22 protein-coding genes and 1 tRNA gene are annotated in these 24,633 nt (G+C 40.2%); 18 read left to right on the top strand and 5 right to left on the bottom strand.

Annotation, left to right across the window (positions count from 1 at the left end; all coding sequences use genetic code 11):
• Positions 1 to 124: 124 nt before the first annotated feature.
• Positions 125 to 1,300: an amino acid ABC transporter permease gene (locus tag V7K76_RS07600; RefSeq protein ID WP_335029739.1), complete on the top strand. Its 1,176-nt coding sequence runs from the start codon at positions 125 to 127 to the stop codon at positions 1,298 to 1,300.
• 119 nt (positions 1,301 to 1,419) lie between these two features.
• On the opposite strand, the gene V7K76_RS07595 is transcribed toward V7K76_RS07600, so the two are convergent.
• On the bottom strand, positions 1,420 to 2,271 hold the full coding sequence (locus V7K76_RS07595; protein WP_334778444.1) for an Rpn family recombination-promoting nuclease/putative transposase: 852 nt from the start codon (positions 2,269 to 2,271) through the stop codon (positions 1,420 to 1,422).
• 285 nt (positions 2,272 to 2,556) lie between these two features.
• Between V7K76_RS07595 and V7K76_RS07590 the strand changes: the two genes are divergently transcribed.
• Positions 2,557 to 3,300 carry an amino acid ABC transporter ATP-binding protein gene (locus tag V7K76_RS07590; protein WP_334778443.1) on the top strand — a complete coding sequence of 248 codons (744 nt, stop codon included), beginning with the start codon at positions 2,557 to 2,559 and terminating at the stop codon, positions 3,298 to 3,300.
• 50 nt (positions 3,301 to 3,350) lie between these two features.
• On the opposite strand, the gene V7K76_RS07585 is transcribed toward V7K76_RS07590, so the two are convergent.
• The gene (locus tag V7K76_RS07585) at positions 3,351 to 4,097 is read right to left on the bottom strand and encodes a methyltransferase domain-containing protein (protein WP_334778442.1); all 747 of its coding nucleotides are present in this window, start codon (positions 4,095 to 4,097) and stop codon (positions 3,351 to 3,353) included.
• A gap of 152 nt (positions 4,098 to 4,249) precedes the next feature.
• On the opposite strand from V7K76_RS07585, the gene V7K76_RS07580 reads away from it, so the two are divergent.
• Entirely contained in the window at positions 4,250 to 5,137 is an 888-nt protein-coding gene (locus V7K76_RS07580; RefSeq protein WP_334778441.1) for a LysR family transcriptional regulator, read from the top strand.
• 268 nt (positions 5,138 to 5,405) lie between these two features.
• On the opposite strand, the gene V7K76_RS07575 is transcribed toward V7K76_RS07580, so the two are convergent.
• Positions 5,406 to 5,477, bottom strand: a tRNA-Thr gene (locus V7K76_RS07575).
• A gap of 202 nt (positions 5,478 to 5,679) precedes the next feature.
• On the opposite strand from V7K76_RS07575, the gene argF reads away from it, so the two are divergent.
• From argF to V7K76_RS07535, 8 genes are all read left to right on the top strand, one after another.
• Positions 5,680 to 6,600: an ornithine carbamoyltransferase gene (gene argF / locus V7K76_RS07570; protein ID WP_334778440.1), complete on the top strand. Its 921-nt coding sequence runs from the start codon at positions 5,680 to 5,682 to the stop codon at positions 6,598 to 6,600.
• A 210-nt stretch (positions 6,601 to 6,810) separates the two neighbouring features.
• Entirely contained in the window at positions 6,811 to 7,416 is a 606-nt protein-coding gene (gene lexA, locus V7K76_RS07565) for a transcriptional repressor LexA (RefSeq protein WP_012410809.1), read from the top strand.
• A gap of 112 nt (positions 7,417 to 7,528) precedes the next feature.
• Entirely contained in the window at positions 7,529 to 9,007 is a 1,479-nt protein-coding gene (locus V7K76_RS07560) for a DNA phosphorothioation system restriction enzyme (protein WP_334778439.1), read from the top strand.
• A gap of 446 nt (positions 9,008 to 9,453) precedes the next feature.
• Positions 9,454 to 9,627 carry a hypothetical protein gene (locus V7K76_RS07555; RefSeq protein WP_180277607.1) on the top strand — a complete coding sequence of 58 codons (174 nt, stop codon included), beginning with the start codon at positions 9,454 to 9,456 and terminating at the stop codon, positions 9,625 to 9,627.
• Positions 9,624 to 11,696 (top strand): AAA family ATPase, encoded by a 2,073-nt coding sequence (locus V7K76_RS07550; protein WP_334778438.1) that lies wholly within the window; start codon positions 9,624 to 9,626, stop codon positions 11,694 to 11,696. Before V7K76_RS07555 ends, V7K76_RS07550 begins: the two co-directional genes overlap by 4 nt.
• A 37-nt stretch (positions 11,697 to 11,733) precedes the next feature.
• On the top strand, positions 11,734 to 12,282 hold the full coding sequence (locus V7K76_RS07545; protein ID WP_334778437.1) for a Uma2 family endonuclease: 549 nt from the start codon (positions 11,734 to 11,736) through the stop codon (positions 12,280 to 12,282).
• Between the two features lie 114 nt (positions 12,283 to 12,396).
• Positions 12,397 to 12,870, top strand: a complete 474-nt coding sequence (locus V7K76_RS07540) for a DNA phosphorothioation-associated protein 4 (RefSeq protein ID WP_334778436.1) — start codon at positions 12,397 to 12,399, stop codon at positions 12,868 to 12,870.
• A gap of 9 nt (positions 12,871 to 12,879) precedes the next feature.
• Positions 12,880 to 13,857, top strand: a complete 978-nt coding sequence (locus V7K76_RS07535) for an HNH endonuclease (RefSeq protein ID WP_334778435.1) — start codon at positions 12,880 to 12,882, stop codon at positions 13,855 to 13,857.
• Here the strand turns inward: V7K76_RS07535 and V7K76_RS07530 are convergent, their stop codons facing one another.
• The gene (locus V7K76_RS07530; RefSeq protein WP_334778434.1) at positions 13,858 to 15,456 is read right to left on the bottom strand and encodes a DGQHR domain-containing protein; all 1,599 of its coding nucleotides are present in this window, start codon (positions 15,454 to 15,456) and stop codon (positions 13,858 to 13,860) included.
• A 204-nt stretch (positions 15,457 to 15,660) separates the two neighbouring features.
• Between V7K76_RS07530 and dndC the strand changes: the two genes are divergently transcribed.
• From dndC to dndD, 3 genes are all read left to right on the top strand, one after another.
• The gene (gene dndC / locus V7K76_RS07525) at positions 15,661 to 17,277 is read left to right on the top strand and encodes a DNA phosphorothioation system sulfurtransferase DndC (protein WP_334778433.1); all 1,617 of its coding nucleotides are present in this window, start codon (positions 15,661 to 15,663) and stop codon (positions 17,275 to 17,277) included.
• Between the two features lie 75 nt (positions 17,278 to 17,352).
• Positions 17,353 to 17,973 carry a Uma2 family endonuclease gene (locus V7K76_RS07520; protein ID WP_334778432.1) on the top strand — a complete coding sequence of 207 codons (621 nt, stop codon included), beginning with the start codon at positions 17,353 to 17,355 and terminating at the stop codon, positions 17,971 to 17,973.
• 341 nt (positions 17,974 to 18,314) lie between these two features.
• Positions 18,315 to 20,300: a DNA sulfur modification protein DndD gene (dndD, locus tag V7K76_RS07515; RefSeq protein WP_334778431.1), complete on the top strand. Its 1,986-nt coding sequence runs from the start codon at positions 18,315 to 18,317 to the stop codon at positions 20,298 to 20,300.
• Positions 20,301 to 20,335: 35 nt separating this feature from the next.
• Here the strand turns inward: dndD and V7K76_RS07510 are convergent, their stop codons facing one another.
• The gene (locus V7K76_RS07510; protein WP_334778430.1) at positions 20,336 to 20,692 is read right to left on the bottom strand and encodes a four helix bundle protein; all 357 of its coding nucleotides are present in this window, start codon (positions 20,690 to 20,692) and stop codon (positions 20,336 to 20,338) included.
• A gap of 112 nt (positions 20,693 to 20,804) precedes the next feature.
• On the opposite strand from V7K76_RS07510, the gene dndE reads away from it, so the two are divergent.
• The 4 genes from dndE (at position 20,805) to V7K76_RS07490 (ending at position 24,555) form a co-directional block, all read left to right on the top strand.
• Positions 20,805 to 21,191, top strand: a complete 387-nt coding sequence (dndE, locus tag V7K76_RS07505; RefSeq protein WP_334778429.1) for a DNA sulfur modification protein DndE — start codon at positions 20,805 to 20,807, stop codon at positions 21,189 to 21,191.
• 63 nt (positions 21,192 to 21,254) lie between these two features.
• The gene (locus V7K76_RS07500) at positions 21,255 to 22,712 is read left to right on the top strand and encodes a DNA phosphorothioation-associated putative methyltransferase (RefSeq protein ID WP_334778428.1); all 1,458 of its coding nucleotides are present in this window, start codon (positions 21,255 to 21,257) and stop codon (positions 22,710 to 22,712) included.
• A gap of 143 nt (positions 22,713 to 22,855) precedes the next feature.
• A complete protein-coding gene (locus tag V7K76_RS07495) occupies positions 22,856 to 24,157 on the top strand; it encodes an AmpG family muropeptide MFS transporter (protein WP_334778427.1) in 1,302 nt (433 codons plus the stop codon).
• The gene (locus V7K76_RS07490; RefSeq protein ID WP_334778426.1) at positions 24,142 to 24,555 is read left to right on the top strand and encodes an ABC transporter permease; all 414 of its coding nucleotides are present in this window, start codon (positions 24,142 to 24,144) and stop codon (positions 24,553 to 24,555) included. Before V7K76_RS07495 ends, V7K76_RS07490 begins: the two co-directional genes overlap by 16 nt.
• Positions 24,556 to 24,633: the final 78 nt, after the last annotated feature.

Below are 24,633 nucleotides of genomic sequence, written 5' to 3'. Positions count from 1 at the left end.
AGATTTTGTTAGCGTAGCGTCTCGTAGAGAAAAATTTAGTGGTAATTGCTTTTTGCTTTTAATCTGTCGCAATCTTTTTTTTAATTGGTCTAGCAGAGCTATGGAGGGAGAATAAATAATTAAGATGACAAGTAATCCAAAATCCAAAATCCAAAATCTAAAATTGTTGTGGTTGCGTAAAAACCTGTTCAGTACTTGGTACAACAGCTTGTTAACTGTTCTCTGTTTAGTGTTTCTGTTTTGGGTAGTGCGAGGAATTCTAACTTGGGCAACTACTCAAGCACAATGGGCGATAATTCAGGTTAATTTACGTTTATTTTTAGTTGGCAGATTTCCACAAACGCTATATTGGCGAACTTGGATTGTGCTAGCGATCGCCTCGACTTTAGGCGCTATAACTGGCGGTGTATTTTTTAGTAAACAACAGTTAACAAAGCGTGGAATTGCTTTGTTTACTTTCATCATTAGCATTTTGTTAGTTGTTTTACCACTGGATTTTACATCCCGCCTTTGGTTATTGTTAATTGCAGTTTTAGTATTTGCAGGTTTTTGGGTTGGAGGAAAGTTTACTAAGATATTAAGTCCTTGGCTTTCCCTATTATGGTTATTGTCTTTCCCGATAATTTTATGGCTAATTGGTGGTGGGTTTGGATTGCAGCGTGTACCTACAAATTTGTGGAACGGTTTACTACTTACCCTACTAATGGCAGCAGTGAGTATTGTACTTTCCTTTCCCATTGGGGTTTTACTCGCTTTAGGGCGCACAAGCAATTTGCCTGTAGTCCGTTGGTTTTCTATCCTGTATATTGAAATTATTAGGGGAGTACCACTGATTGGAATTTTGTTCTTAGCTCAGGTAATGCTTCCCTTATTTTTATCAGCAGATGTGCGTTTAGATCGGGTATTAAGAGCAATTGCTGGACTAGTACTATTTAGTGCCGCATATATGGCAGAAAACGTGCGTGGTGGACTCCAATCAATTCCTCGTGGGCAAATTGAAGCTGCGAAAGCACTAGGTTTAAATACACCTTTGGTAGTGATATTAATTGTCCTACCTCAAGCATTACGTAGTGTTATACCTGCGATCGTTGGTCAATTTATTGGCTTATTTAAAGACACTTCACTCTTATCTTTAGTGGGATTGGTGGAACTTACAGGTATTGCCCGTTCAATATTGGCACAACCACAGTTTCTCGGCCGCTATGCAGAAGTTTATCTGTTTATTGGATTTATTTATTGGGTATTTTGTTATTCAATGTCGTTAGCTTCTCGGCGATTAGAAAAACAGTTAAGTCAGTAGTTCAAAGATTTTAAAAAATAAATTATCCCAGAAAAAATAAGAGCCAGAATTTAGAATGGTTCTAGTATTCTGACTCCTTTTAATCTTTAAATTTTGCCTTGTTTGCTCAGTTGTGTAATTTATTGTGCATCTAACCAAGCTTGTAAATCCGCCAAGCTGCTAAAATCCAACAGAGCAATACTTAGATTCTCAAGTACTGTTAAGGGTAAATGAGAAATCGTTGCTTGCATTTCTTCAGACAGTTCTTGCCCAAGACGCTTAGTTAACTGTCGAAAAATCAATTTAACAGTTGCTTCCTGTTCTCCTTCCTGTCGTCCTTCTTCTTTAATTTCTCGATAAACTCGCGTTTGCTGTAAAGTTATCCCTAACATGATTTCCACCTCGGCTCGGCTTAATTGTTCAAATTTGTACACCATTATGGTCGTTATCAATTCTATTATGGCGCGACTTGATACTTGGGGCACTTCTTGATATGTTCTAGTTAGCAAATACCTAGCTTCTGCTGGTGCTGCATTTTCTTCTATCGTAGTCAGTACCATGAGTGCTAAACCCAAAGGTAATTCGCGAATATCTCCTAACTCGTCCAAGTAAACGCGATACAATTGTTCGCTATTAAGGAATGCGCGGTAGGGATAACTATTACTTTGCTCGATACTGCGGGATGGGTAGATTACTACCGCTTGCCAATCACTGTATCTCATGCGGTTGCGATAGAAATACAATAACGACTCGGCAAATAGCCTCTCGTAGAGCATTTCATCCTTTTGAAATTGAACTTCGCTGAAATATACAACCCCGCAATCAGCACTATCAGGTGGAAGAAACACACCATCAATTTCAAATTTGGGTTCCTTGACAGCTACGGAATCAAAGCGATAATTATCAGCATTAGCTGGAGGATTTGTCAACAATTCAAATAATAAGCTTGGGGATTGTTGAAAGAGTTTGTAGAAAATTGAATCTCGGCGCATCTATGGGCTATAAAAAACTTATTTGAACTCATAATATATCTTCATAGTACTTGTAGCAAAAAAATATTTATGAGTAGTTTTGTCATGTGGTGATATTCTTCACCAGCAAAATTTTAGATAGGCGATCGCACTGTAAAATCTGATTAATTAGAGTTATTATTAATTAGGGTTCAGTATGACAACAAATTATTATTACTATCTAAAATTAGCAATTATTTGATATTCATTTCATAAGATTGTAGCGAGACATCGCTAATTTACTAAAAAATTCGGAGGTGCAAATCTGTGACAACAAAACAAGCGTCAATAATTATTGCGGAAGATGTTCACAAGTGGTATGGAAAATTCCATGCTCTTCAGGGTGTCAGCTTGACAGTCAATCGTGGAGAAGTCGTAGTGCTGATGGGGCCATCTGGTTCCGGTAAATCTACCTTTATCCGCACATTTAATGCTTTAGAAGAATACCAACAGGGAAGAATTGAAATTGATGGGATTACTCTCAGTCATGACTTGCGAAATATTGAAACCATTCGAAAAGAGGTGGGAATGGTATTTCAGCAATTTAATTTATTTCCTCATCTGACAGTACTGCAAAATATCTCTTTAGCGCCAATTTGGGTACGGCGATCGCCAAAGGCAAAGGCCGAAGAATTGGCAATGCAACTACTAGAAAGAGTAGGAATTTTAGAACAGGCGCAAAAATATCCAGGACAGTTGTCTGGTGGACAACAGCAACGAGTTGCGATCGCACGTGCTTTAGCTATGCAACCCAAAATTATGCTATTTGACGAACCCACCTCAGCCTTAGATCCAGAAATGGTACGAGAAGTTTTGGATGTAATGCGAGGTCTAGCCCGTGATGGAATGACAATGGTAGTCGTCACCCACGAAGTTGGATTCGCCCGTGAAGTCGCCGACCGGGTTATTCTCATGGATAGCGGTTCCCTCGTCGAGTCAGCCACCCCTGACGCATTTTTCAACAACCCCAAAGAAGAAAGAACACGCAAATTTTTGTCACAAATTCTCTAAAACCTCTGCGCTACTTTGCGTTCAACTTTGCGCCCCTCTGCGTTTCACTTCTAACCCTTTTGTCCCACAACTTCACACCAAGCTTGGGCAAAAAATCCATCTGGGTGCTGACTCCATTCCCGCAAACCATTACTCATTGCTGTAAGCGATATCTCATCAGTCCAACCTTTCTCTACAGCTCGATCTTCCTTGGCAGAAGCCTCAATTAGTAGCGCCAAATATTCTGTAGCTTCACTCAGTGGCTCATAACATTGATAAGAAGCCGAAGCTTTGATATTAGTAAACCTACTTTGGCGCAGCAGAGCGCGTAACTCTCTACCCACGTTAGGATTACCAGAATTCTGCTGCTGGAGCCACTTGTAATAAGAAAATGCTTTTTCCAGTTCTGGTGTAGACGGTGCAATCAAAAACCCGCCCCAGTCAGGACTACGAAGCCCAACAATTCCCCCCGGTTTCAAAACTCGCCATAGTTCGCGCAACGCCTGCACAGGTTCTTGAAGATGCTCAAACAGCGCATGAGAAAAGATTGCGTCAAATGAGTTATCTGGAAAGGGTAAAGCATATATATTTCCCTCCAGAAAATTAGTATTACTGACACCTTGCTTGAAAGCACTTTCAGCAGCGATGCGGATTTGAGAAGCTTCGCGATCGATACCCGTAAGCGTACCAGGGGCAATAACTCCTGCTAAACCTAAAGCGATCGCACCAGGGCCACAACCACAATCTAGCAATTTCATCCCTGGACGTAAATAAGGCGTAAAAAACGCCGCATGAGTATCTACGCTTCGATTTGCCATAAATTTCGTCGCATTGCTCGAATAGCCTGGAGTATACTTTTCCGGCATCGCTTTGACTCCCTACGATATCTGTATAAGTATGATATGTAGGTATTTTTGAGATGTCCAATATATATTTATAGAGAATTGAAACTTATAAAGTATCAAAAAAAATGGAATTGCGACACCTGCGCTACTTTATTGCTGTCGCTGAAGAACTGCACTTTAGTAGAGCCGCCGAGCGACTGCATATTGCTCAACCACCTTTAAGCCAGCAAATTCAGCAACTAGAGGCGCAGTTGGGGGTAGAACTGTTTCAGCGCAAAACCAAGCGACAGGTGCAGTTAACGGAAGCTGGACAAGTTTTTTTGCAAGAGGCTTATCAACTTTTGGCTCAACTGGAAAAAGCAATTGAGCTAACCCAAAAAATAGGAAGAGGTGAAAAGGGACTACTACGAATCGGGTTTACCAGTTTGGTAACTTATGATTTGCTTCCAATAATTTTGCGGCGGTTTCGAGAACAGTTTCCAGAAGTAGAGTTGGTATTGCAAGAATTAACCACAACTCAGCAGGAACAAGCGCTACAGGATAGCCGCATTCATGTAGGTTTTGCCCATCCACCTTTAGAAGACAACACACTCAATCAAGAGTGCATTCAGCAGGATGCTCTAATTGTGGCTATGTTAGAAACTCATCCTTTAGCTGAACAAGAAAAGATTTCAGTGCGATCGCTAGTAAACGAAAACTTTATCATGTTCCCTCGCCATTTGGGCCCCGGACTTTACGACCAAATCGTAAGCCTTTGCCAGCAAGGAAATTTCAGCCCAAAAGTGACTCAAGAAGCGATTCAGATGCAGACGATTATCGGATTGGTATCAGGGGGAATGGGAATTGCGATCGCGCCGTCTTCATTGCAAAATCTTCAGAGGGCTGGCGTAGTTTATCGCACTCTGGAGGAGAAAACACCATTAGTAGAAACGGCTATAGTGTGGCGGCAAGAAAATATCACACCTGTATTAAGGGAATTTTTACAAACCATTCGGGGCGGGAGTAGAGAGTAGGGAGTAGGGAGTAGGGGAAGAAATTAGCCCCGAAATTGAGGTTTAAAGCCGTACAACTCTTAGAGACGCTACCGCGTAGCAAGATCCCCGTAGGGGTACGTCCCGCTACACGCTAACGCGTGCAAGTGGCGCGAACGCGAACAGCGTCTCGTCAGAGAAAAAATCCTTGTATCCCAAGGGTTGTTGAAACCCCGCCCGATGAAAAGCTTTCTTAGTTTCCCCACTCCCCACTCCCTACTCCCTACTCCCTTTCATGTACAGTCATCAAAGCCAGCAGCGGGATTTGAACTCGCGACCTTCCGATTACAAGTCGGATGCACTACCACTGTGCTATGCTGGCAAGCTTGGCGATTACTTCTAATTAGCAACCACAATTTCTAATTGTACCATAATCAATTTATTTGTCTAGCTGTAATTGCTAAAAAATTATCTCCTTCTTCAGACTGGACGCAAAAATATCTGGTCAGTTCCAAAACTGTTTTTTCTTTACACAGCTGAATAAAGGAACAGAAATATATAATTATTTTTTACAGATCATAAGCATGGCAGCACTGCTCGGACGAGATTTATTAAGTCTGGTGGACATTAGTCCAATGGAACTTCAAGAACTTCTAGAATTGGCAACTCAACTTAAATCACAACAGCTGAGGTTGCAGAGTAATAAAGTTTTGGGGTTGTTGTTCTCCAAAGCTTCAACTCGCACACGGGTAAGTTTTACCGTGGCGATGTATCAATTAGGTGGACAGGTAATCGATCTCAACCCCAATGTCACTCAAGTTAGTCGCGGGGAACCCTTGCAGGATACGGCGCGGGTGTTAGATCGATATTTGGATATTTTGGCAATTCGCACATTTGCCCAGCAAGATTTGGAAACTTTTGCTGAATATGCCAAGATTCCAGTGATTAATGCGCTGACTGATGCAGAACATCCCTGTCAGGTATTAGCGGATTTATTGACGATTCAAGAAAGCTTTGGCACTCTTGCTGGGTTAACTTTAACCTACGTGGGTGATGGGAATAATGTGGCTAATTCGCTGATGTTGGGCTGTGCTTTAGTGGGGATGAATGTCAGAATTGCTACTCCTACTGGATATGAGCCAGATTCTAGGATTGTAGAACAAGCAAGAGCGATCGCTAATAGCAAAACTGAAGTCCTTTTAACTCACGATCCAGAATTAGCCGCTAAGGGATCTGCTGTACTTTATACTGATGTTTGGGCAAGTATGGGACAAGAGGCAGAAGCCGATAACCGAATGCCGATTTTCCAGCCTTACCAAATTTCCGAGCAGCTATTGAGCCTTGCTGAACCAGAGGCAATTGTTTTACACTGCTTACCAGCCCATCGCGGTGAAGAAATTACCGAAGAAGTTATTGAAGGTTCCCAATCACGAGTTTGGGAACAGGCTGAAAATCGCTTGCACGCCCAAAAAGCTTTGCTTGCAAGTCTTTTAGGGGCGGAATGAAAAGAGTTAGGAGTTAGGAGTTAGGAGTCAAAATAGCGAGTATGCGATTGGCTCCTGACTACTTGTTGGTAAAAAATCCAAAATAAAATGGTAAAAGAAAAAAGAATAATCTTACTTTTGCCTTTTATATTTTTATTTTTCTATTGCTTATGGGGAGTTTTTTGTAGTACTAATGTTCTAGAGACATTTATAATTACTTCCCGCTTTTTTATGGAACGTCTAACAGAAGCTCAACAAGAACTTTACGAATGGTTGGCAGAATACATCAGAACGCACCAGCATTCGCCTTCGATTCGGCAGATGATGCAAGCGATGAATTTGAAGTCACCAGCACCAATTCAAAGTCGCTTAGAACATTTACGGACTAAAGGATATATAGAATGGACTGAAGGACAAGCGCGAACGATTCGGATTTTGCGTCCTGTGAAGCAAGGTGTGCCAATTTTGGGCACGATCGCTGCTGGTGGTTTAATAGAACCGTTTACTGATGCTGTAGATCATTTAGACTTTTCTAATTTCGATTTACCTCCCCAAACTTACGCTTTGCGGGTAGCTGGCGATAGCATGATTGAAGATTTAATTACTGATGGCGATGTGGTATTTTTGCGTCCAGTAGCAGAACCAAATCATTTAAAAAATGGTACTATCGTCGCCGCCAGAGTAGATGGATTTGGTACAACATTAAAACGTTTTTATCGCCAAGGCGATCGCGTCACCCTTAAACCAGCAAATCCTAAGTACAATCCCATTGAAGTCAGTGCTATGCAAGTACAGGTGCAAGGTTCACTCATTGGTGTTTGGCGCGGTTACAACTGAGTAATGGGGAGTAGGGAGTAGGGAATAGGAAGACATGGGGGATAACCAATGCCCAATGCCCAATGCCCAATGCCCATTAATTAGGGTTCGTTACCATCTTTGTGCTTAATATATGTACCTGACGAAAAATTCAGTGCAGCAATTGCCCACTTTCCGCTTGAAATTACCAATTGCAAGGGAAATTTTGGGCAGTTATTACACGCAACCATTACCAGGATGCCCAAGAATGCCTCCGTCTCTGCAATTGCGGCAATATCAGCGCCAAGCGATCGCTAGCTGGTTTACCAACAATGGCAGAGGGACGCTAAAAATGGCTACTGGTAGTGGTAAAACCATTACCGCATTAGCGATCGTTTGTGAATTATATCAGCAGATTAATTTACAAGTTCTGGTGGTGGTGTGTCCCTATCGCCATCTCGTCACCCAATGGGCGCGAGAATGTGAAAAATTCAATTTGCAACCCATTTTAGCTTTTGAGAATTTACGCACTTGGCAAAGTCAACTTTCCACCGAAATTTATAATCTGCGTTCTGGTTCTCAACGGTTTGTCACGGTGATTACTACGAACTCCACTTTAATTGGCGATGGGTTTCAGTCTCAACTCAAATATTTTCCTGCCAAAACTTTAATTATCGGGGATGAGGCGCATAATTTAGGCGCACCCAAGTTAGAGGAAAGTTTACCGCGCAGTGTTGGGTTGAGACTGGCTTTATCTGCCACACCGGAGAGGTATTTTGATGATTTTGGTACGCAATCTTTATTTGATTATTTTGGCCCAGTTCTCCAACCAGAGTTTACTTTGAGGGATGCAATCGCTCAGGGTGCTTTGGTACATTATCTGTATTATCCGGTGTTGGTAGAGTTAACTGAAGCCGAAAGTATTGCCTATTTAAAGTTAACTAAAAGAATTGGGCGATCGCTACTTTATCGCGATCGAGAAAATGGCGACGCAGGAAGCTTTGAAGACAATGAAGATTTAAAGCCGTTGTTGATGCAAAGAGCAAGGTTAATTGGGGCGGCGGAAAATAAATTAAATGCTTTGCGGGATTTAATGGCAACTCGCCGCGAAACTACTCACACACTTTTTTATTGCAGTGATGGTTCCCAAGATGCGGGACAACGTTCATCCCTACGCCAACTTAAAGCTGTTGCTAAAATTTTGGGCGTGGATTTAGGCTACAAGGTAAGCACCTATACAGCCCAAACAACTTTGCAAGAAAGAGAAATATTGCGCCATCAATTTGAAAGTGGAGAGTTGCAAGGTTTAGTCGCAATTCGTTGTTTAGATGAAGGTGTGGATATTCCAGCAATTCAAACTGCGGTGATTTTATCAAGTTCTGGTAATCCTCGCCAATTCATTCAGCGACGGGGGCGAGTTTTACGTCCTCATCCGGCTAAGGAACGCGCGACAATATTTGACATGATTGTTTTACCACCAGATTTAGATAGAGAAACTATAGAAGTTGAGCGGAATCTGTTGAAAAAGGAATTACGGCGCTTTGTGGAGTTTGCTGATTTGGCTGATAACGCAGGTGTTGCAAGAATGAAGTTACTGGATTTACAAAAACGATATGGTTTATTAGATATTTGATGATGAACTATAGCAGTCCTATTTGATTCGTGAAAAATATAAAATTTGAAAACGAACCGCAAAGTACGCTAAGGGCGCAAAGGGAAGAAAGAAATATCTAATTTTTACAAATGATTTAGGACTGCTATATATAGTTGTATTCTTTTGTAAAATTTTTATACTTTTGAAAAAAGAAGCATTAAATATGAAATAATAAAATTATGAGTTTGATAATAATGGGATGTAAGTAAAAATTTTAAAGATGCTTACATCCCATTATTATCTAGATTATTAATATCAATAATAACAGAGAACGATTAAATAATAAAGTGTTTTTTCAAAAAAAATTATAAATTTGCAAAAACTATTTTTTCAAAATTAAAGATAACGCTAAGAGTGGCTTTACGGAGATAAATACAGCACTAGAGAAAGTTAAAATATAGAAAAAGTCTATTTCAAAATCCGATATGTCACAAGAGGCAAATATCGATGATGTTCAGGAGCCAATTACCAGCGCACCGCCGGAAGTACGGCAAATTATTGAGCGGGTATGGAAGCTGGAAAAAGGCAGACTAGATAAAAAGATTAATAGCCATATAAATGATAATATTTTGGACATTATTAAGGAGGAGGTGCGATGAAGCTGACTTCAATCAAGCTATGCAATTTTCGCTCCTTTTATGGTACGACACCAGAGATGATTCTGGCTGGGGGAGATGCTCAGAACACGACAATTATTCATGGTAATAATGGCTCTGGAAAAACCAGTTTACTAAATGCCTTTACTTGGGTATTATATGAAAAATTTAGTGCAGCATTTGCATCGATAGAGCAGTTGGTGAATAAGCGTGCGATCGCAGAAACTCAAAAAGGTCAAGCTGTAGAATGTTGGGTAGAGATTGGCTGGGAACATGAAGGTAAACGCTATCGAGTTAAACGCGTCTGTCGGGGTTATAAAAACGAAAGTGATTTTGACGCTGGTAAAACTCAATTAACCATGTGGGTTGGTGCGGATGATGGTAAATGGAATATACCAACTCAGCAACCAGACGATATAATTAATCAAATTTTACCCGCTACTTTACATCAATATTTTTTCTTTGACGGCGAACGAATTGAAGAAATAGTTCGTTCTGATAAAAAAGCTGAAATTGCTGAAGCTACAAAAATTTTCTTGGGTGTGGAAGTAATCAACCGTTCTATCAGACATTTGGGAGATGCTAAAAAAGCTCTAGAAAATGATTTAAAAGCTATTGGTGATTCTGAAACTAAACAACTATTACGACAGCAAGAAAAGTTAGAACGCGAACGTGAACGCATTACCAAACGGCAAACAGAAATTAAAGAAGAGTTAGAATATCAACAAACTTTTAAAAAAGAGACAAGTAACCGCTTGCGAGAATTGAGTGCTGCTAAGGAATTGCAAGAAAGATGGCAGGATTTAGAATCGCAGAAAGTTGCGAATCAAGAAGAATATAAAAAAACCAAGGAAGCGCTAAAAAAAGTTATTTCCGCACGGGGTTATACAGTTTTACTGTCAGAAACTACATCCCAGTTTCGAGGAATTATCAATGATTTGAAGCAGCGCGGCGAGTTAACATCAGGAATTTCGCGGGAATTTGTCAATGATTTACTCAATTCTCAGCGCTGTATTTGTGGTGCAGAATTACACGCGGGTAATCATTCTCATACTCATGTGAGTACTTGGTTAAATAAAGCTGGTTCCTCGGTGGTAGAAGAAACTGCAATTCGGATGATAGCACAAGTAGATGAAATTGATAAGCAAGCAATAGGTTTTTGGGAAGAGGTTGATAGAGAACAAGCCAGAATTAATCAGTTAAGGCAAAGTATATCTCAAATTGAAGGCGATTTAGACAATATTCAAGAACGGTTGCGAAAAGATGCTAATGAAGAAATTAGCAGTTTGCAAAAACGCTTAGATGAAATTGAAAGTAAAATTGATGAATTGAATCGAGAACAGGGTGCAAATCAGCAGCAAATTGCTCAATTCACAACTGAGATTGAAGGTTTAAATAAACAAATCGCCAAGCAAAAGCTGAATGAAGACAAGCAAACTCTAGCACAGCGACGAATTAACGCCACTCAAGATGCAATTGAACGGTTAACGGAAGTTAGAAATCGTCAAGAACAACAATTTCGCCTGCAACTAGAAAAGCGAGTACAAGAGATATTTATGGAGATTTCTGTAACTCCATACATTCCTAAAATTAGTGAAAAATATGAACTTACATTAGTAGAAAATACCACAGGGATAGAAGCACCAGTTGCAGCATCCACTGGTGAAAATCAGATTCTCAGTTTATCCTTTATCGCCAGCATCATTGACAAAGTGCGCGAATGGAGTGAGAAGCGGAAAATGATGATGATTCCTGATAGTAGTACTTTCCCAATTGTGATGGATTCACCCTTCGGTAGTTTGGATGAGAATTCACGGCGACACATTGCGAAGACAATTCCCCAATTAGCGAATCAGTTGATAGTTTTAGTTACTAAGACTCAGTGGCGGGGTGAAGTGGAAACAGAAATGACAAACAGAATTGGGAGAGAATATGTGCTTACATATTATTCATCCAAGCCTGATTGCGAACAAGATTATATTGAGTTGGGTGGAGAAAAATATCCTTTGGTGAAGCAAAGTCCGAATGAGTTTGAATATACGGAAATTATCGCAGTTGAACGGGATGGGTAATTATTCACGCAGAGGCGCAGAGGCGCAAAGAGAAGATATGAGTATTAAAATTGAAGTAACTATTGAAGATTTGTACCACTTACCTGACAATTGTAAAGCAGAGATTGTCAATGGAAAATTGGTGCTGATGTCTCCAACTGGATTTTTACCAGGACGTGCAGGTGGTGAAATTTATGCTAATTTACGTGATTATGAACGATTGACAAAAAGTGGTTATGCTTTGCCTGATAATGTCGGTTTTATTGTCAATTTTCCTAATCGTCGTTCTTTAAGTCCTGATGCTGCATTTTACACTGGCAAACCTGGTGGGCGATTCCTCAATGGTGCGCCTATATTTGCTGCTGAGGTAAGAAGCGAAAATGATTACGGCGATAAGGCTGAGAAAGATATGGCTAGTAAACGCCGTGATTATTTTGCGGCTGGTACGTTGGTAGTTTGGGATGTAGATGTACTTAAAGAGGAAGTTATTAGAGTATATCGTGCTAGTAATCCTGAAGAACCCCAAGTTTATCGCCGTGGTGAGGTAGCTGAAGCTGAACCGGCAGTGCCAGGATGGACTATGTTAGTCGATAATTTGTTTGTTTAGCGATCGCCCACATACTAGTATAAAATAATGTAGTAAAATGTACGTATGTGTAGCCAGCCGTAGGCATCGCTTTTAGCTTTCGGTTAAAATAGCAACACAGTATATATTAAAACAATGGCTGAAACTGGCAGAATCAGGGTTGCTAAAGATAAGGCTGAGTTGGTGAAAGATTTAACATCTTCAGATGGTGGAACAGGCCCTTTTCAAACCTTTGCTGATGTGATTGTGTTTGCAGCAGCTTTGGGTGCAAAGCATAAAAGGCGGGTGGCTTTGGGAGAGATTTCTAAAAGGGAACCATCGCCAATACCCCAAGAACAGTTTATAGTCAGGGGATATAATACGGTAATAAATTTAATAGCAATTGCTGAAACTCAAGATATAAAAGTTTTATCTCTTGAAGAAGGAAACAATAACGAAAAACGTAATTATATTTTTGAAGAATATGCGAATGGTGGACTTGAAATCTTACAATCAGAAATCCGGGGCGCAGTAGATTATTCTGAAAGGATTTTATTGATTCTCAGTTCTGAAAGGTTTCAAGATAACCCCCAAGAGGAGGATTTTGATTTAAGCAAATTTCTTTCATAAATCATCATAATGAGTGAAGCACAACAGCCAGCAAATCAGCGTAGTTTAGTTTATTATTGTGAATGTTTTTCTAATATTAAGGTATATAAAACTCAGAAAAAGGGTGATGCTCTTAATAAACCCATATTACTTTTATCTATAATTGACCTAATTACACAAAATTTAATAATAGATAATCGTATCACCATATCAGATGAATTGATTGATACCTTCAATAAGTATTGGGAAGTACTTGCTTCTAGTATTTTTAAGGGAAGTGATTTTGCCCTTCCTTTTTTTCATCTAAAAAATGATCAGGGGAAATTTTGGCATCTTCAGTATAGTTCTAGATATGGTGGTGGTCGCCCGCAAACAATTCCCAAACTCAAGGAAGATGTTGACTATGCACATTTGGATGATGAACTATTTAATTTCATTCAAGATGAAATTTCTAGGCAAATATTAATTGATGCACTTGTTTCAGCTTGGCTGCCATCTGAAGGTAATACGATAGAAGGTTTTTTAAACATTAACCAAAGTTTTGAAGATGTACCCTTAGAAATAGACAAAACTATTGATTATAAGAATTTAGATCCTAATCCTAGATGGATATTAAGAAAAGCAGTAATCAGAAATGCTTTTTTTAGGAAAGCCATTGTAAATATTTATGATTACAAGTGCGCTTTTTGTGGACTGAAAGTAACTAAATCTGTAACTCAAAACATCGTTGATGGCGCACATATCAAGCCATTTTCACAATTCTATGACAGTAGAATTCATAATGGAATAGCTCTTTGTAAAAATCATCATTGGGCATTTGATAGGGGTTGGTTTGCTGTAGATGAGCAATACAAAATTATAGTTAGCAATGATTTGGAAGAAGCATCTCCCTATGCTAAACCTATGAGAGATTTTGATGGTGAAACAATACTTCTACCAAATACAGAGCAACACTTTCCAGAACTGGAAGCGCTACAATGGCATCGCCAAAATATATTTCAAGCATAATTACAGGATAGGTGGAAGTCCTACCGCTTTCGGTTCAACAAACTTACCATCAAAACCTATAGTTTTATCTTCCACAGTCCTAGCATCTGCTAAAGCCTTACGAAGTTCAGCACGTTCCATCTGTTCCTGAATTCCACCCAGAATGTAAACCAATAACTTCGCGGCCAAATCTCGTCCAGCAACCTGCACTCGCTTTTTATTTGGGTCATACAAAATCCCATACCAAAGAGATTGGGGATATTCCATACCACTAAAACCACCTTGCTGGTCAAACTTCCGCAGTTTCTTAAAAATATCTGACAGGGAAAAACCTTTTTTAAATACCAAAATTCCCAAAGCTTGCGCTAATGCAACTTGAGCAACTGGACGGAAAAGCATATTTCCTTCACCGCCATCTTTTTCAAAGCTGAAGCGCCGCAAAGCTGGTGTATCCTCATGTTCTAAAATCTTATAACTAGAAAGACTAGCTAAAGAATCAAATAGCTTTCTAAATTCCTCAATTCCCTGCTCAAGTTCTTCATCCTCTGGACGCATGGGAATTAGACCTTTCTCCAAGGGTTTCCAGTGAGGGAACTTTTGAGCCAAATATCGCTCAGACATATCTTGTAGAGCTTGCAAAGTGGTCAAAACTGTAGAATTGGAGGCTACTGTTGCACTATTCCAATTAACACGAGGATTGCGATCTTGTCGTTGTTCTAATAGTGGATGTGTAACTGCAATTTTTCTAGCAACGATCGCAAAACCATCATCTTCATTCAACTGTGTTAGTTGCCCTTTAGTCAAGGGTGCAGCCATCAGGTTAACATGAACAAAAATCGACCTCACCCTCCGCCTCGCCTGGGTGCGAGTTTCCCCCGTCGCTACCGCACAGATGAACTCAATACCAATTTTTTCTTTGGGTAAATTTTGCAAGTAAGCAAGGTCTACTTGATACTTTTCTATCAAATCATTGACTGTAATAAAACTGTCATCAGCACCTTTATCTTTTTTATAGCGCTGGAGTTTACGAGTTTTAATTAACTCCATCAACCCCTGTACACCCATTAATCGGTGTTGACCATCTAGTGCATAAATAGTTACATCATCCTCAGAAATATTTAGCAGACCTACTTTAGCGTCTTTATCTAGGGGGATGAAATCGGTGGTAGACTTGGTGGCGCGTCTTTCACTATCCCACTCAGCAGCTTTGGAATTATCCACCCACGGTTGATTAATTACTACTAGCACTGGCGGAAACTTGTGATTTTGTCGAGCCGCTAAATACTGGACTAGCGGTGCTTGACGTGACCAATCAAGGGGGCGCTGCTGAATTTCATCAATAGTATCTGAGTCAATTTCGACATTATCAGTCTCAGAATTATACTTTTTTTGAAACAGAGGTAAGCCAGAGGCGAAGTGAACCCGACCTGCAAACCATTCCAATGTAACAGAGCTAACATAAGCCTCAGTACCACCCATCTCGGTTTTTTGCACGAGAATCTGATCTTTTTTTCCTAAAAACTTCTCCAGGAGTAAAGCTAGTACCTGTTTTTCCTTGTTTTCCCGTTCCAGGTACTCTCTAGCGATGTCAGCCGTTGGGTCAGATGCGCTATCTTTCATGTTAAATTTTAAAAACAGAATAGGATTATGTAGTTTAATTATCCAAAAAATTGGATATTAGTAGTAAAGTTTTTAAAAACTTTTTTACCCCTGCTTGTATGAGTTTTGTCTATATAGCCGCGTCCGCGTCAGCGTGCCAGAGGCTCTATTCAATTCGCCCTATTTGCCCGAATATTACACCAGTGTTTCCAGAGAGAAGGAGAAATGACTACAGCACAACAACCAGAAAAGACAGTTCAGCAAGTACGTACTGTAGCAGAGTTAGTGGACTACATCCAAGCTCTCACCATTGAAATTCAAGAATTGTATTGTTTAGATGAGATACCTTGGGTGGTGGGCTATTCGGGCGGCAAAGATAGTACTGCTACCTTACAGCTTATCTGGAATGCGATCGCAGCACTCCCCCAGGAAAAGAGAACTAAAACAATCCATGTTATTACAACTGATACGCTGGTAGAAAACCCTGTGGTATCTATTTGGGTACGTAACTCTTTAGAACAGATGAAAGTTGCTGCTAAAGAGCAAGAAATGCCAATTGAACCGCATTTGCTTTATCCTGCAATTAAGGATACCTTTTGGGTAAACTTAATTGGGAAAGGCTACCCAGCGCCGCGAAACAGATTTAGATGGTGTACTGAACGCCTTAAAATTCAACCATCTGACAGCTTTATCCGTGCAGTTATTAGGTCTAATGGTGAAGTAATTCTTGTCTTAGGTACACGCAAGGCTGAAAGTACGAAACGTGCTGCTACGATGGCTAAACATAGAGAATCGCGGGTACGCGATCACATAAATACTAATCCCAACCGACCTAACTCATTGATTTATCTTCCTATTGAAGATTGGCGTACTGATGAAGTTTGGATTTACTTAAATCAGTGGCAAAATTCTTGGGGATATAGCAACAAAGACTTATTTATTATGTATCGAGGTGCAACAGCCGATAATGAATGTCCACTAGTTGTTGATACTTCTACTCCTAGCTGTGGTGATTCCCGATTTGGCTGTTGGGTTTGCACAATCGTTAGTAAGGATAAATCGATGGAAGCGATGATCCAAAATGATGAAGAGAAAGAATGGATGCAGCCTCTATTAGATATCCGTAACGAACTAGATATTAAAGATGACTGGGACAAGAGAGATTTTAGAAGAATTTGGGGAGATGTCCAACTATTTGAGCGCAATAAAGATGGGGAAACAACTGTTGTACCAATACCTGGCCCCTATACTAAATATTGGCGGGAACATTGGCTTAGACGATTATTAGAAGCGCAAACAAAAACCCGTCGGACAGCGCCAGAAAATATGCGCGACATCACCCTAATTACTCTCGAAGAAATGAGCGAAATTCGCCGCATTTGGCTAGAAGAAAAACACGAATTTGATGATAGCTTACCCCGGATTTATCAAGAAGTGACAGGCGAAGAATTTCAAGACCCCCGTCCTGGTGCTGACTATAGCTTACTAGGTCGTGATGAATGGATAGTATTAGAAGAAATCTGTGAAGGTGACGCGATGCACTTGGAACTCATGGCGAAATTGTTAGATACAGAACGCCAGTATCGCAAAAAGACTCGTCGCGTAGGGATATACGAAACCCTAGAAAAATGTTTTAATACGAGTTCCCGTTCCCCAGAAGATGCGATTAAAAATGCTCGTTTAAAACGCGAATTAAGCGAAGCAGTTAGTCAAGGTGATGTTGCAAAAGTGAAGCAGATGACTTTGGGCGATGTTGCAGCAATCAATGAAGTCGATGAAGGTGAAAGTGATGAGCAGGTAACTTGGGCAAGTATGAAATTTAAAAAGGAAAACTCAGAATAATAGAAGACGAGAGTCAACCAAACTACTTAAAAAACGCTTGAGAAAGTTGGGTTATCTTAAAACAAGCAAGGTTCTATGATTCAAGCCATACACAAATTAGTAACTTTTGAAGATTTTGCAGCTTGGCGGCCTGAGGGTGGGAGATACGAATTACATGATGGCGTGATTGTTGAAATGGCACAACCAGTCGGAGATCATGAGGATGTTGTTGGTTTTTTGGCGCTAAATATATCTATCGAAATTGGGCGACAAAAACTTCCTTACTTCATTCCAAAAACTGTATTAGTTAAGCCATTTGAAGGTGAATCAGCTTATTCACCAGACATATTAATAATCAATCGACCAAATTTAGTGAATGAGCCTTTATGGAAAAAAGAATCAACTGTATCTCAAGCTACATCTATTCCATTAGTTATTGAAGTTGTTAGTACTAATTGGCGAGATGATTACTACAAAAAATTAGCTGATTACGAAGCTATAGGTATTCCCGAATATTGGATTATAGATTATGCGGCTTATGGCGCTAGGAAATTTATTGGCAATCCTAAACTGCCTACTATATCCATTTATCTATTAATCGATGGTGAGTACCAAGTTACTCAATTTAGAGGCGATACCCATATTGTCTCTCCTACTTTTCCAGAATTGAATTTAACCGCAGAACAGATTTTTCAAGCTGGAGGTGTGCAAATCTAGCCACGCTTACCAACACCGAGACAGATACAATCGCATTTCTTAACAGTTAGTGATGGTATAGGATTCATATTTGATTTTTGAACGAATACGTAGGGTGTGTTGTCGCCAAGCGCCGCACCAAAGCCCAGAATACGGTGCGTTACACTTCGTGGTAACACACCCTACATATACTTAGATTTTTTCAGAAATCAAATCGGATTCCTATATTATCTATATTTCATAGACAATATTTTTTATCAATGCGTCAGACAAAACCATCTAATTAATTTTATCTGATTCCTTTCATCACAAACTTTCTACTTCTGCGATCGCTGTCGAACTCATGTTAATCTTAAAAATCAATGATATTTCTTGAACTCGTTCTACAAAACTTTGGCCCCTACACCGGGAAACAGGTAATCAATCTTAACCCAAAAATTGATGAAGAAAACTCGCGTCCAATCATCCTATTAGGTGGGATGAATGGCGGCGGAAAAACTACGCTGATGGATGCCATTCGTCTCGCCCTTTATGGCGCTCGTGCCCAATGTTCTACCCGTGGTAATTTAAGTTATAACGATTTTCTCAATCAATGTGTTAATAACAAAATAGATCCAGTTCTAGACACCCGGATTGAATTACTTTTTGAACATATTGAAAACGATAAGCCAATAAAATACCGTGTTGTGCGTAGTTGGACAAAAAATCCTAAAGATGGTAAAGATACATTAGGGATTTTAGGCGACAGTGATACCTGGCCTGATGCTTTAGTTAATATCTGGGATGAATATATTGAAAATCTCCTGCCATTAGGAATTTCTAACTTATTTCTCTTCGATGGTGAACAGGTTAAAGAACTTGCAGAACAGGAAACACCACCACCAGTTGTAGTAGATGCGATTCGCGGACTTTTAGGGCTAGAATTGGCAGATCGTTTAGCAGTTGATTTAGATATTTTAGTTAACCGTAAACTTAAAGAAGTTGGTAATAGTAAGGATTTAGCAAACCTAGAGGAAATTGAAACTAGGTTAACCCAACAGCAAGAAGATTATCAAATAACAGGAGAGAAATTAGAAACTCTTAAAAATCAGGTAGAAGAGTTAGAAGAAAAGCAGCAAGAAGCCTTTGATAAATTCATTTCTGAAGGTGGGAAGATTGCAGCCGAACGCAATCAACTAGAACTACAACAGGATACAAAAACTGCGGAAATTGAACAAGTACGTCAGTCAATGTGTGAATTGGCGGCTGATGTTTTACCTCTGGCATTAATTCCCAATTTACTTACTCAGGCGCAGACACAGGGCGAAAAAGAATTTCGCCATCAACAGGTACAAATTTCTAAAGATTTGTTACTTGAACGAGATCAGCGCTTACTCACTTGGCTAAATCAAGTAGAAATTTCTCCGAGAGAAGTTGATAAAATCCAATCATTTTTAATCCAAGATGTAGATAGTTTATATGCAAAGACTATCCAGACAGAAGCACCTTGGCTATTAGCCGATGATGAAACTTTAAGTCAGCTAGATAATCTTATATATCACTTGCAAAATTCTAAACTTTCTGCAAAAGAGAAATTAACTATTCTCAAAAATAAAGAAGAAGAAATTCATACTCTAGAAAGGCAAGTGCAAACAGCAGCAGCACCAGAAGATTATACAAAGCTGCGTCAAGCACTAGAAACGGCACAAAATCAAGTTGTTGAAGCTAAAGCAAATTATGAAACAATCCGCCGCCGGTTAGCTGAATTAGAAACTATTATTGCCAAATCAAAGAGAGAATTAAGTGATTATACGGTAGAAAATATTAAACATAAAAATAGCGAACATATTATTACGTCAGCAGCGAAAGTTCAAAACACACTCAAGATTTTTCGTGAAAAATTAACCCTGCGAAAACTCAATAAATTAGAGGAAGAAGTTAAAAATTGCTTCCTTTATCTCCTCCATAAATCAGACTTAGTGCATCGTATTACCATTGATACCAAGACTTTCAGCCTTTTGCTTTACGATTTAAATGGTAAACCTGTCCCTAAACATCGTTTATCAGCAGGTGAAAAACAACTACTGGCGATCGCTTTCCTCTGGGGTTTAGCAAAAGTCTCTGGACACCGCCTACCAGTAGCAATCGATACACCACTAGGTAGGCTCGACTCCTCTCACCGCAGTAACTTAGTTGAACGTTACTTTCCATCCGCCAGCCATCAAGTGATTTTGTTATCTACGGATACTGAGATTGGCAAAAAAGAAGTAGAAACACTGCGAGAAAATGAAGCGATCGCCCGCGAATATCTCCTCAAATACGACTCCACTACCCGCCAAACAACCATACAACCTGGTTATTTTTGGTAATTCGTAATTCGTAATTCGTAATTCGTAATTCGTAATTATTTACCTTTGAGTCGTTTGGTAGAAGCAACTAGAATTTTGCCAATTTCATTTGCCTCTTGGAGAAGTAGTTGAAATTTTTGTCTATCCACTAATTCGGATTCAATTAATATTTCCAACCAGTATTGTGTTTCTCTTGCTTCTTTCAAAGCAATTTCTAATTTATTGATAAAATCTCTATTAGATTGGGCAGACTGTGCTTCTCGAACATTTGCACCAATCGAAGTCCCGGAACGAAGTAATTGTTTAGAGAGAATTCGGTAAACTCCAGGTTTTTCATCTAAAAAGCAACAAGCTTTAACAATTCTTACCGCAAAACTTCTTGTCCGGTCAGTAATGCTACTATTAGTTACCATATTTGTCTTTTAAATCTTAATATCTATGTTTCCCCCATCTAAAATAAAAATTACAGTCTCAGTTTAAATCAATTACGAATTACGAATTACGAATTACGAATTACGAATTATTATGGAATCCCCCATCGAAAGAATAAAACTCTCCCAAACAGCCAAAGACCAACTTACCAAACTTAAACGCAGCACCAAAATTGACCAATGGAATATTCTATGCCGTTGGGCGTTTTGTCGTTCCCTCGCAGAATCAACTGCACCCTCCCCCGTCCCAATTCCCCAAGATAGCAATGTCGAAATGACTTGGCGCGTCTTTGGTGGCGAAATGTCCGATATTCTCCTCCTCGCCCTCAAGCAACGCTGTCACAATGACGGCTATCCCACCGACAAAGAAACCCTCGCCATCCAATTCCGCTTACATTTGCATCGCGGTATTGGTTACTTAGCAGGCGATCCAAATATCAAGAAAATTGAAGATTTAATTGAACTAGCCGTTAAACCTTGAAAGAATATTAGCTGCTAACTGTCTTAATTACGAATTACGAATTACGAATTACGAATTAGTATTATGCCTGAAGCGCTAGAAATTGAGCGTCATCGAGCTGCGATCGCTCGCATTGATATATCTCGCCCTGTACGATTGGCTATAGAAGGGTCAATCCTCAATCCAGACACCACTTTTTTTGACTACGGTTGTGGCTACGGTGGTGATGTCCAGCGAGTCAAAAATTTAGGCTACACCAGTGCAGGCTGGGACCCTTACTACTATCCTGATGTACCACGCACCGCCGCCGATGTTGTCAACTTGGGTTATGTCCTCAACGTTATTGAAGACGCAGAGGAACGCCGTCAAAGCTTGATCCAAGCTTGGGAACTCACCGGGAAAGTTTTAATTGTCGCGGCTCAAATCCTGATTAACGCTCCCAGCAAAACCCAACTTGCTTACAATGATGGCATTGTGACACGCCGCAACACTTTTCAGAAATATTACGAACAAGAAGAACTCAAAACTTATATTGATGAAGTCCTAAATGTCGATGCGGTACCGATCGCACTAGGCGTTTACTTTGTTTTTCGAGATGAAGCTGAAAAAGAAAGTTACAAAGCTATCCGCTTCTTTTCTACCACCTCTACGCCCAGAGTCCGCATCCCCATCAAGCGGTTTGAAGATTATCAAGAACAGCTGCAACCTCTAATGGCTTTTTTTACAAAGCGCGGTAGACTACCCGTAAAAGGTGAATTGGAAAATGAACAAGAATTACTGAGGGAATTTGGTAACTTTCGCCGCGCCTTTGGTGTAGTTTTACAAGCCACTGACGAGGAAGAATGGGATGCGATCGCTTACCGTCGTTCTCTGGATATCCAAGTTTATCTCGCTCTCACCCACTTCGATCGACGCCCTGCATGGCAAAAGCTAGCGCCAGAAATGCGTCACGATATCAAAGCCTTTTTTAGTAGCTACGAGGAAGCGTGCCTTGTAGCCGACCAAAAGCTTTTCAGCTTAGGTAAACCTGGGGTAATTAAAACTGCTTGTGAAAAAAGCAAAATTGGTAAACACACGCGCGGTGCCCTTTACGTCCATGTTTCGGCATTAGCAGCACTTGACCCCGTACTACGAATTTGTGAAGGTTGTGCTAGCCGCACCATTGGGCGTGTCGATGAAGCCACATTAATCAAATTTCACACTGATAAGCCGCAAATATCCTATCTGTCTTACCCTGAATTCGACACTGATCCCCACCCAGCGTTAAAAGCCAGCATCGGTATTGATTTAAAAACCCTCTTCATTACTCACCGAGACTACGAAAGTAGAGCAAATCCACCGATTTTGCACCGTAAAGAAACATTTGTTACCAGCAATTACCCTCGTTACGAAGAATTTGCTAAACTCACCCAGCAAGAACAGGAATTAGGGCTGCTTAACCAAAAAAGCGACATTGGTACGCGTGAAGGTTGGGAAAAATGCCTTGCTGCACACCGGGTAGAAATCAGGGCACATCAGGTTTATTCCATTAAGCAAAATTAAGGAACAATCACACTGTTAGAGCATTGCTGCTATGTATCTTAAATAAAGAAAATCTTAGCAGGTTTGTGTGCTTATACGAAATTAGACAGCAGTTATGGCAAGATAACTGCAATTCAATTAAATAACAAGGAATCTTCAAGATTGTGCAAGTAAATAAATCGCTGCTACGAATTTTTGGCAGCCCGAAGATGGGAGCTTTGTTATTTCTTGGCTTCTCATCAGGGTTGCCCTTGTATTTAACCAGTCAGACATTACAAGCCTGGTTGACCAAAGAAGGAATCAGCTTGGCAGCGATCGCCGCTTTTAGTTTAGTAAAGCTACCCTATTCTTTAAAATTTCTCTGGTCGCCTTTACTAGATAGATTTGTACCGCCTTTTTTGGGGCGGCGTCGAGGTTGGCTGGTAATTACACAAGTAGCATTACTGTTAAGTATAGCTGTCATGGCTCTACAACACCCATCCCAAGGGCTACAACCTTTAATAATTGCTGCTGTGTCCGTTGCCTTTTTTAGCGCCAGCCAAGACATTTTAGTTGATGCTTACCGCACTGATGTCGTGGAAGCAGAAGAAAGAGGTGCTGGAGCGTCTATTTACTTATTGGGCTATCGCGTTGCCATTTTAGTAACCGGTTATGTAACCCTATTTTTGGCAGACAGAATGCCTTGGCAAGCTGTTTACTTATTGATGTCGCTGTTGATGCTCGTAGGCCTGGTAATTTCTATTTTTGCACCAGAACCAGTCCTGCGCGATCGCCCGCCTCAGACTCTATCCGCCGCCGTCAAATTACCCTTTATTGAATTTTTCCAGCGTCAGGGATGGTTACAAGGACTTTTAATTTTGGTATTCATTGTGATATACAAGTTGGGAGATTCTTTACTCAAGAATGTATCCACCCCATTTTTGTTAGATAAAGGTTTACATTTCACTCAAACCGACATCGCATTTCCTGGTGCGCTAGGAATTTTCGCCACTATTATTGGTACCTTGGCAGCAGGAGCAGTCATGACCAAAATTGGTGTTAATCGGGCGCTCTGGATATTCGCCATCATGCAGGCTGTCGGCAACTTGGCTTTCTTTGCCTTAGCAGTAGTAGGTAAAAACTTCTATCTAATGTTAACTGCCGTTAATATAGAACAATTCTGTGCTGGTTTAGAAACTGCTGCTTTTGTAGCATTTTTGATGAGTCTTTGTAATCAAAGCTTTTCAGCTACACAGTACGCCTTACTTTCGAGTTTGCAGGCTTTTAGTAGAGATATTGTCACGGCTCCGGCAGGTACATGGGCACAAGCCACCGGCTGGTCTACATTCTTTCTACTGACATCAATAGCAGCTTTACCGGGATTACTATTATTGCCATTCTTTGCCCCTTGGAATCCAAAGCCAGTGGTAGTATTATCCAGACCAGGACTTGACGAAGAAGAAGAGGATATATGGGGAATCAAGTAGTTATTGCTGTCGGCACATTTATTCTCTTACTCACTGGTTTATTACTTGGGTATGTTCTCTCGCAGTTAGTTCTAGGATATCTAGCATTTAACCTCCTAACTTTTTTCGGAACACTCAGCCTAATTTTAATTTTTGGTACACTTTATTACGTTTTATTTTGGCAATTGCGAAGAGAGCAGTCCCGGCCATCAACTATAAATGAAGGCATACCAAACCAGGTAGAGGAGGGTTTATCTGATAGCTATCTCAAAAACAGGCTAATCGCTAAATTATCCGGTGACGCTGCCGCTGCCGAACGGTTAATTGAACAGGCAAAGGAGACTTATCCTGGAAGGCCGGAAAATTGGTATTGCGAAAGAGTACTCGATGACTTGGAGAGCGATCGCCAGCGAGAGTAGAGGAGCAAGAATTTTAGATTTTAGATTTTGGATTTTAGATTGAAATTTAATCCACAATCCTCAATCCAAAATCCAAAA

Origin of the sequence: Nostoc sp., from assembly GCF_036917975.1 — a bacterium.
Taxonomy (GTDB): domain Bacteria; phylum Cyanobacteriota; class Cyanobacteriia; order Cyanobacteriales; family Nostocaceae; genus Nostoc.
The sequence above is the reverse complement of the archived record's forward strand: the minus strand, read 5'-3'. Positions and strand labels throughout refer to the sequence as shown.